The following is a 9,356-nucleotide window of genomic DNA, read 5'->3' as shown; positions in this document are numbered from 1 at the left end:
CCGGCGCCGGCGACGATGCCGCCGAGTGTCAGGTTGTTGTTGCCGGCCAGAGCCAGATTGGCATTGACGTTGAGGTTGTTGGCCAGCACCAGTGGCTCGGTGTTATCTAGGGTCGAGGCACCCGCCACGGTCAGCGCGCCACTGCCCAGCGACGCGCCTGTACCAAGGGTCAGCGTACCGGCAGTGAGGATGACACCGCCGGTGAAGTCGTTGGTGGAGCTGTTCAAGGTGAGGTTTCCCTGCCCGGTCTTGGTCAACCCGCCATGACCGGTGAGTTGGCCGGTGAGCGTCAAAGCGTTGCTTCCCGAGACCTTCAATCCGTTGCTGCCGAGAGTGAAGGTGTTGCCCACCGACAGGTTGGTGGTTTGCGATTCCAGGGTGCCACCATTGGCGAGCACGCCGCCAATACCGAAGACCGCAGCGTCATTGATCCTGACGATACCACCATTAAGTTGGGTGGTGGTGTTGCCACTGATGATCGGGCCCTGGATGGTCCACGTGCCGCTATCGATAATCAGGTTGCTGAAATTGAGGTAGTTGTTCCCATTGATCGTCCCCGTTCCGCCGGTACCCGAGCCGCCGCCGACGGCATTCTGCAAAGCCAGAGTGTTGCCGTTGTTGGCTGTGCCACCATCGACAATCCCGGCGCCGGCAAAGCCGATGGTCAGGCCCAGTACCGGCAACGCAACCCCTACACCACCGCCGGCGGACACCAAAGAGCCGGTGATCGCATTGAAACGGTTGGCACCACCACCCGTACCAAGGGACAAACTGCCGCTAAGAATTCCAGTGTTAGTGAATACGTTTCCGGTCGATGTACCCTGCATGGCCACCCGGCCGGTGATGCTCCCGTTGTTGGTAAATACACCCTTGCCACCGCCCCACAGTGCAATCACAGGAATATCTGCTGCAAGTATGGAGACACCTACCAACGGCATGCCTTCAATAATGCCGTTGTTTGTAATCGTGGTAGTACCGCCTACACCGTTTTGCACACTCAGACCGATGCCGGTCAAGCTGGGCAAGCTTGCACCAAGAAGACCGGAAGTGCCACGAATCACGCCGGTGTTGTTATTGGTAACTACGACGATGCTGTTATTTGCGTTACCCATCGTCACACCCGTTGTCAGCCCTGAAACTGTTCCCATCAGAGAAGGATCAATTAAACCGGTGTTAGTCAACCGGGCATTATTGCCGCTAAGGTTGAGTGCTGTTCCAAGCAGCGGCGCATTTATGACCGCCTCGCTGAGCACATTGACAGTTAGATTGCTCACACCAGTAGTCAGGCCGACTGTTGTGCCAGTGCAATTAATCGTCGCACCGGGCGCCGGCGTGTCGCATACCGCATATGCAGAAGATGCGGCCAACAATCCCCAAGCCATAGCAATGGCACCAGCAATGCCATGCCAGCGCAAGCTACGTTGGTTAGCGCAAATCACCTTCGATTGCTTGCTGCCACTTGCAGCACCGCCACCGGCGCGGGCAGTTTCAGGTACAGCAACCCAGCAGCCCAAGGTGGCGTTCCAGGTAGATCGGTAAATATGGTTCATGCGGCTATGCCTTCAGTGCTTGTATATGGGTATTTCTGTGCCTCAAAGCCCGTACAAACACCGCCCGAAGCTACCTAAAAACTAAAAAAATGTAACAACCCACCACCAGCCTGTCTATCACTGAAACTAGGTATTTTTAGGCCCATCGCGCATGGTGCATACGGCTATCTCCATAAGATTTATATGAATAAACGAATGGCACATGTCAATCTCATACGTTAGCGAGCCACAGACATCACCGGGCAAACTGCCCGGCAGACTCTTGCATCAAGGGTGCGCCCACCAGCTCTTGCAGGGCACTCTCGGACGGCAGCAGCATTCACGGTGAAGGTGCGCTCTTTACCAATGGCCGTGCAGTTGGGCATCTCGCAGCTGGCCAAGGCTGCCACGCCTAGACTGGGGTATTCTTTTAAGGAAGCGCATGACAAACAAAGTTGTACTCATCACTGGTGGCAGCCGCGGCATAGGTGCTGCTACGGCTTTGCAAGCAGCAACCAAGGGATGGGATGTCGTCATTAGCTACAACAATGAGCATGCAGCAGCACATGCAGTTGTCTCAAGTATTGAGAGTCTCGGGCGGCGCGCTGCCGCTGTCCAAGCAGATGTAGGTAGTGAAGAGCAAATACAGTGCTTGTTCACCTTGGTGGATGAGCAGTTTGGCCGGCTCGATGCCTTGGTCATTAACGCAGGGGTGGTCGACAAAGCCCAGACAGTGGCTGAGTTCAGCTTGCAGCGCTTGGAGCGCATGTTCCGCATCAACACGATCGGAGCGTTCCTCTGCGCACGTGAAGCTGTTGTGCGAATGAGTACATCACGCGGTGGTCAGGGCGGCTCTATCGTGAATGTCTCCAGTATTGCAGCAAGGCTGGGCGCTCCACGCCAGTATGTGGACTACGCTGCATCCAAAGGTGCCATGGATGTGATGACGCTGGGTCTGGCCAAAGAAGTTGCAGCAGAAGGTATCCGCGTAAATGCTGTACGCCCTGGACTGATTGACACGGATATTCATGCCAGCGGTGGACAGCCAGACAGGCTTGTCCGTCTTGCGCCAAGCGTTCCCATGAAGCGTGGCGGCACACCTGAAGAAGTCGCAAACGCCATTGTTTGGCTAATGTCTGATGAATCTCCTTACACCACAGGCAGTTTGATTGAAATTTCGGGTGGAAACCTCTAGAAACCCGAGGCATTCAGTGCTGCAGTGCAAAAAAATGCACTCAGGCTTGGTGAGAGCGATTAGAAAAATATCTTGATGCGATACACAACCAGGCGGTACGTAAAGGGAGTACTGTGAAGCGCTGATAGGTTTGTTGACTATATTTTTTAAAGCGAGGTTTTTTATGTCTTGGTTCCAAAAAAGCTTTAAATATCTTTCTTGCTGTATGGGCCGTCGCTCACCCACAGCAACCACCATAGAACCACCGTCGTCGCAGCCAGACAAGGCTACAACGGGCAAGGAGAAAAGCCATGGCCCGCAACAGCAACCCTACAAGCACGAGCCACTAAACGCATTGCAGCAAAACTATTAAGCGCAAGTGCAAATCGCCATGTCCATTTTCAGCGGTTTTCTTGCTGCTTTTTTTGACGAGGTGTTAGAAGGCCGTTGCTTACCCATTCGCACATCACCGATGGATACCACTGAGATCAAGAAAGAGTGGTCGGTGAGAAAGGTGAATCCATCCGGGCCGAGGATGGTTAATCTGGGATGGTCACGTCTCCAATCTCTTTTGCGCGGGGAAAGAGACTAGATCTGTTCAGCCAGACTGCGCGAATCCTGCGGGAACGCTTGGGGCCATCACTTCATGCTGCGCTCGCTGGTATTGCCTTGGCTATGGATATCTAGAGCCCCTTAGTAAGTCCAGCATCTCGCGCCACCTGGCTCAGCGCAGACGATGCCGATGCCGATGCCGATACCGATACCGATACCGATACCGATACCGATACCGATACCGATACCGATACCGATGCCAGCTTGTTCTGGATCGGCTGACGCATGGCGGCAACGGCAACGCCAGCCGTTCGAGGGCCAGCGGGTTGACCAACATAGAGAGAGGCCACCGGCAGCACCAGGTTGCCCCACTGGGTGTGGTCATGGCATAGCAGCAACAGCACACGGATGCTGTTTTCGATGCGGCCATTGCACGACGCAGTCCGTAGCCTGCCTCCTCAATGCGCGCGCGTGAAATTAAGCAAGCAATCGCAACCACTTAGTGTGGATTAGGTTAAAAGTCATTCAACTGGCACACTAGGGAGAGATTTAAATTGTTGATGACTATGGAGAGGAAGCCTGTGCCACCACCAAAAATCGATGCTCAAGCAAATAGCAACGTCTCTGCGAAAAAACCGTGGAAACAACCCGTGAAGGTTAAACCTGAAACCGTGATGCCCGCAGGCCTCAAGATTCAAGTGCACGAACGGCAAGCTTTGCCTGAAAGCTACCGAGTCTGTAACGGAACCAGTTTCGAGCCTTACCAACCCAAAGACTGGGGCCGCTAATACAAAACCCGCGCAATGCGGGTTTTGCTTTTGAGGCTTCTGAACTGTCAGCTCAGCAAAACGTCTTATATCTGCGGCCTGCCCCACCCGCTCTGGCAACCACATTGAATATGTGTCTCTGGGGCATGAGATGCAACTGGCCTTGAGCGATCTTTAATGCAGTGCGACTGTTTATGGAGGGCGCAGCCTTTTCTAGACAGCTTTCAGTTTCACGGAATGGTTTTGCCCAAAGGGCAATACAGCACCGTTAGCAGTAACGTACTGGTGAGCCTGCGCGCACCACGGCAGAAAAAGGCGGCAACATAAAACGGCTGCAGACATTTGCACCCCAAACTGCAGACGACGTTGCTGATGAACGCGGCAAGATGAAGGCACCCAAACAGTTGGGACATCCATACAGACCGCCCAACGCCCACTGCCTGCGTCGTGGAGCCAAAATCCAAGCGACGAAGTAGGACACCACAACCCCTTCTGGACCTGCAATCGGGGGCATAATAACGGCTGGTTATGAACTCGCAGCAATTGATTGTTGCGCAGCGCTCCGCAAATAGAGCGCTTATCTCCGCAGTCATTGCGGGTAAAAACATAATCAAATCAACGTGGTGGCGTTAGCTCAGTTGGATAGAGCAACAGCCTTCTAAGCTGTGGGTCACTGGTTCGATTCCAGTACGCCGCGCCACAAAAGAAGTTTCAAGCCCTGCACAACGTGTTTGTGCAGGGCTTTTTGCTTGTCTGGCACCTTTTCAATGCAAACCTCTTTCACGCATTTGCCAAAGACACTGCGCCAGCGGTGCGCGGCCCGCCCTGCGCCCGCTACATCACTAAAGGCGCAGCGAAAGCAAGCACGTTCCACGGCGCATTCACACACCTGTCAGCTCGATAGGCGCCAAACACCGCCAGGCATGCAATCACATCTGCCAGGAGTTGTCCCAAAGACTGTCACTAGAGCGTCTTGACCTCTGCCCTCTTTGCATACGGTTTTATCAGGTCGAGCTGTTTAGCTCATATGCTTGGCTGTACGCAATTGCAATAACCTACCAGCGAAGACACCGTGACAACACTTCCATCCTTGATGCTCGCAGCCGTACACAATGGCTTTGGTGCCCCTGACGTTCTGCACCCCCAAGACATTCCTCTTCCGGCGATGCGCCCCAATGATTTGCTGGTGCGCGTGCATGCCGCCGGCCTCAATCGGGCAGAGCTGAACTGGCGCCAAGGCAAGTACGGCCCCAACCCGGGTTTTGGAGACAGTGACCAGGTCATTGGACTGGAGATGGCTGGAGAAGTCGTCGCCATGGGGCCGCAGGTCAGCGGCTTTCGCTTGGGCGAACGCGTCATGGGCATTGTGGGCGGGGGCGCATATGCACAGTACGCCCGCATCGATGCGGGCATGGCCATGCGTGTGCCAGAAGGCATCAGCGATGTAGAGGCCGCCAGCATTCCCGAAGCCATGGTGACTGCACACCATGTTCTGCAGCATCTGGGGAACCTGCAAGCCGGTGAGCGGGTTTTGATTCACGGTGCAGGCGGCGGTGTGGGCACAACCCTGATACAGATGGCACGTATGGCTGGTGCAAGCACCATTGTCACCACGAGCAGCGCTGGCAAGCATGAGCGCCTGCGTGCCTTGGGGGCTGACATCACCGTGGACTACGCCACACAGGACTTTGCCGAAGTCATTGCCAGCGAAGTAACCGGCGGACGTGTCGATGTGGTGATTTGCAATATGGGCGCGCCATATCTGGAGCGCAATGTACGCAGCCTGGATATGGCTGGTCGCCTGATTCAGCTTGGGCTGCAAGGTGGCGCCAGCGGTACGCTGCCGATGGATGTGATGATGACACGCAGGCTGCGCATAGAGGGCACGGTCATGAAGTCGCTCAGCACCGCGCAAAAAGTGGCCATGACCCAGCGTTTTGCCCAACGCTGGCTCCCTGTCATCGCGCGCCGTCAATTGCTGCCATTGATTGAACAGCAATACCCTTTGACGCAGGCCGCGCAAGCTCATGCGCATCTGGAAAATCAGCAACCTTTTGGAAAGATTGTGCTGACCTGCTCCAACTAGATCAGAATAAAAAAATAGCGGCTAGCGCTTTGTATTCAAGGGTTTCAGATACATAACTATCTCAAACCCTTTAAATACCGGCGCTAGCCGCTATTTTTATTGAATCACTTGTGAGCTTTATTTGCTGGCGGTCAGCATGCCGTTGCCGCTCGACAATGACTCGACCCAATGGCGTACACGCTCTGCATCGCCCTGGCGGCTGTACTTGCCCACTGAATCCAAAAACACCATGATGATTTTGCGGCCAGACACCTCTGCCTGCATCACCAGGCAGCGGCCTGCTTCTGAGATGTAGCCGGTTTTTTGCAGGCCAATGTCCCAGCGGTCGCTCTTGACCAGGCTGTTGGTGTTGTTGAATTGCAGCATGCGGTTACCCACAGCCACTTCATAGCTGGGCGATGTGGAGTATTGGCGCATCAGGGGGTTGGCGTGTGTCACGTTCACCAATGTAGCCAGATCATGCGCGCTGGACTGGTTGCGGCTCGACAGACCTGTAGGCTCTACATACTGGGTTTCAGTCATGCCCAGCAACTTGGCCTTGTTGTTCATCAACTGCACAAAATGCACCAGCCCGCCAGGGTACGTACGACCCAGCGCATGGGCAGCACGATTTTCGCTGGACATCAGCGCCAAGTGCAGCATTTCGCCGCGGCTCAGCTGTGTGCCAACGCGCAAACGTGAGCTGCTGTGCTTTTCAGTGTCCACATCGTCTTGCGTGATGGTGATCATTTCATCCATCGGCAGCTTGGCTTCGGCAATCAGCAAACCCGTCATCAGCTTGGTGATGGAAGCAATGGGCAAGACCGCATGGTCGTTCTTACTCAGCAGCACCTCCTTGGTGTCCTGATCCAGCACCAGCGCAACGCTGGATTTCAGATCCAAAGGATCAGAGACCTGGTGCAAGCCTGCCATTTGCCCAAACGAAGGCCGTGCTACCGCTACGGCCGCCGCGCCCGCCGCTGCGGCGGCTACCGCGCGGGTGGCCGTCGCTTTACGCGCAACTTTGGTATTGGATTTAACTGCCCGCGTGGCTACCACCTTGCGGTTAGATGTAGCGGACTTGGTGTTCTTTTGTGCCACGACCTTTTTGGTACTGGTGGCTTTGGCTGCCTGCTTTTTCTTGACGGAAGCAGAGGCTGCAGTGGTTTGTTTCTTGGTCGGGGCCTTTTTCGATGCGTAAGCGGCTGGGGCAGCCAATGCACAACTCAAAGTCAAAAAGGCCAGCGCTTTGGCGATTCGACCATACGCAAACGGGGATCGGTGGTGCATGCAAGTGCTCCGAGCAACAAACAACAAGGGAGTGCCGTTACCACCAAAGAAAGTCATGCCATTTACCGAAATACACAACTTTTTAGCGGAAATTAAGCGAATTATAGGACGACACCTACCGTTTGTAGCATGCAGCTAGCACTGAATTACATTTATTTGAGAGCAAGCAATACAGACGGCATCGAACTTAGCCAAAGCACTACCGCCTGTCGCCTTGCCGGATTTCACAATCCGGCAGGTCAGTAGCTGGGCGGCACTTGTAAAAACATACAAAGCGCCACCCTGCTTCCACCTTAAACGGCCACTGTTTGCACGGCTGGCGCACGGCGCAAGCCTGACAAAATCGCCCGAATCGATGCCGAAACAATGTTGGCATCCATACCCACACCAAACACGGTGTGGCTATCGTCTACGCGCACTTCAACGTAGGCCACCGCCTGGGCATTAGCCCCCTCGCCTACTGCATGCTCCGAATAATTCATCACACGCACCTGGCGGCCCAGCGATTGCGACAACGCCTGTACGAAGGCATCAATCGGGCCGGTGCCCTGCGCTTCAAGCACGCGCTCTTGGCCGTCCCAGTGGAGCTTGGCGTTCAAGGTCACCACACCATCATCTTCTGCCAAACGATACTGCGGAGCCTGGGCCACATCCATGCCAAATTCTTTGCGGAAGATCTTCCACAAGTCTGCAGCAGTGAATTCGGTGCCCAAAGAGTCCATTTCCTGTTGCACGATTTGCGAGAACTCGATTTGCAAGCGACGTGGCAACTGCAAGCCGTACTCTGCCTCAAGCAGATAAGAAATACCGCCCTTGCCTGACTGGCTGTTCACGCGAATCACCGCCTCGTAGCTGCGTCCCAAATCCTTGGGATCAATTGGCAAGTAAGGCATGTCCCAGATGTCGCTTTCCTTGCGTGCCGAAAACGCCTTCTTGATCGCATCCTGGTGCGAGCCCGAGAACGAGGTGTAAACCAGCTCGCCCACATAGGGGTGACGAGGGTGCACCGGCAACTGATTGCAGTACTCCACCGTGGCACGAATGCCGTCGATATCTGAAAAATCCAGCCCAGGATTGATACCCTGAATGTACATGTTCAAGGCCACGTTCACCACGTCAAGGTTGCCGGTGCGCTCACCATTGCCAAACAGGCAGCCTTCCAGGCGGTCAGCTCCGGCCAGCAATGCCATTTCAGCGGTGGCCGTGCCTGTACCGCGGTCGTTGTGGGGGTGTACAGACAAAACGATCGAGTCACGGCGCAGCAAGTTGCGGTGTGTCCACTCCACCATGTCGGCAAAGATATTGGGGCTGGAGTGCTCCACGGTTGTCGGCAAATTGATGATGCATTTCTTTTGCGGCGTGGGTTGCCACACTTCGGTCACTGCATCGACCACGCGCTTGGAAAACTCAACTTCCGTATCCGAATACATTTCGGGCGAATATTCAAACGTCCAGTCCGTGCTGGGGTGTTCTGCCGCGATGTCCTTGAACAGCTGGGCATTGGTGCGGGCCAGCTCGACAATTTCGTCTTCGCTCATATTGAGCACCACGCGGCGCATCACAGGCGCGGTGGCGTTGTACAGGTGGACGATGGCACGTGGCACACCCTCCAGCGCTTCAAACGTGCGGCGGATCAGGTGCTCACGGGCCTGGGTCAGTACTTGCACGGTCACATCATCGGGAATGCGCTTTTCCTCGATGAGCTTGCGCATGAAGTCAAATTCAATCTGAGAAGCAGAAGGAAAGCCGACTTCAATTTCCTTGAAACCGATCTTGACCAGTTGCTCGAACATGCGAATCTTGCGCTCGATGTCCATGGGTTCAATCAGCGCCTGATTGCCATCACGTAAGTCCACACTGCACCACACTGGTGGCTTGGTGACAACTGCGTCAGGCCACGTGCGATCGGTCAAACGAACAGGAACAAAGGGTTGGTATTTGCTAGCGGGGTTGTGCAACATCGACATAGGGACTCTCTT

General features: G+C 54.9%; 7 protein-coding genes and 1 tRNA gene. 4 read left to right on the top strand and 4 right to left on the bottom strand.

Annotation, left to right across the window (positions count from 1 at the left end):
• A partial coding sequence (locus H9646_RS18100; protein WP_263598971.1) for an ESPR-type extended signal peptide-containing protein occupies window positions 1-1,550 on the bottom strand: 1,550 nt, incomplete at its 3' end.
• Between the two features lie 421 nt (window positions 1,551-1,971).
• Here H9646_RS18100 and H9646_RS18095 point away from each other — a divergent pair.
• On the top strand, window positions 1,972-2,724 hold the full coding sequence (locus H9646_RS18095; protein ID WP_191724792.1) for an SDR family oxidoreductase: 753 nt from the start codon (window positions 1,972-1,974) through the stop codon (window positions 2,722-2,724).
• Between the two features lie 662 nt (window positions 2,725-3,386).
• Here H9646_RS18095 and H9646_RS18090 read toward each other — a convergent pair.
• Window positions 3,387-3,659 carry a hypothetical protein gene (locus H9646_RS18090; protein ID WP_191724791.1) on the bottom strand — a complete coding sequence of 91 codons (273 nt, stop codon included), beginning with the start codon at window positions 3,657-3,659 and terminating at the stop codon, window positions 3,387-3,389.
• A gap of 246 nt (window positions 3,660-3,905) precedes the next feature.
• Between H9646_RS18090 and H9646_RS18085 the strand changes: the two genes are divergently transcribed.
• The 3 genes from H9646_RS18085 (at window position 3,906) to H9646_RS18075 (ending at window position 6,108) form a co-directional block, all read left to right on the top strand.
• The gene (locus tag H9646_RS18085; RefSeq protein ID WP_191724790.1) at window positions 3,906-4,043 is read left to right on the top strand and encodes a hypothetical protein; all 138 of its coding nucleotides are present in this window, start codon (window positions 3,906-3,908) and stop codon (window positions 4,041-4,043) included.
• A gap of 602 nt (window positions 4,044-4,645) precedes the next feature.
• Window positions 4,646-4,722 (top strand) — tRNA-Arg (locus tag H9646_RS18080).
• A gap of 372 nt (window positions 4,723-5,094) precedes the next feature.
• Complete coding sequence (locus H9646_RS18075; RefSeq protein WP_318244946.1) at window positions 5,095-6,108, top strand: NAD(P)H-quinone oxidoreductase; 1,014 nt, start codon at window positions 5,095-5,097, stop codon at window positions 6,106-6,108.
• Between the two features lie 117 nt (window positions 6,109-6,225).
• Here H9646_RS18075 and pbpG read toward each other — a convergent pair whose 3' ends face one another.
• Both pbpG and leuA read right to left on the bottom strand, forming a co-directional pair.
• Window positions 6,226-7,377, bottom strand: coding sequence for a D-alanyl-D-alanine endopeptidase (gene pbpG, locus H9646_RS18070; RefSeq protein ID WP_191724789.1), 1,152 nt, complete (start codon window positions 7,375-7,377; stop codon window positions 6,226-6,228).
• Between the two features lie 293 nt (window positions 7,378-7,670).
• Window positions 7,671-9,338 carry a 2-isopropylmalate synthase gene (gene leuA, locus H9646_RS18065; RefSeq protein WP_191724797.1) on the bottom strand — a complete coding sequence of 556 codons (1,668 nt, stop codon included), beginning with the start codon at window positions 9,336-9,338 and terminating at the stop codon, window positions 7,671-7,673.
• Window positions 9,339-9,356: the final 18 nt, after the last annotated feature.

The sequence above is a fragment of the Comamonas avium genome, assembly GCF_014836675.1.
Classification (GTDB): domain Bacteria; phylum Pseudomonadota; class Gammaproteobacteria; order Burkholderiales; family Burkholderiaceae_C; genus Comamonas; species Comamonas avium.
The sequence above is the reverse complement of the archived record's forward strand: the minus strand, read 5'-3'. Positions and strand labels throughout refer to the sequence as shown.

What these genes read in the sequence shown, in the direction of transcription:
- H9646_RS18095 (WP_191724792.1), top strand. Translation starts at nt 1,972, where the DNA reads ATGACAAACAAAGTTGTACTCATCACTGGTGGCAGCCGCGGCATAGGT.
- pbpG (WP_191724789.1), bottom strand. Translation starts at nt 7,377, where the DNA reads ATGCACCACCGATCCCCGTTTGCGTATGGTCGAATCGCCAAAGCGCTG.
- leuA (WP_191724797.1), bottom strand. Translation starts at nt 9,338, where the DNA reads ATGTTGCACAACCCCGCTAGCAAATACCAACCCTTTGTTCCTGTTCGT.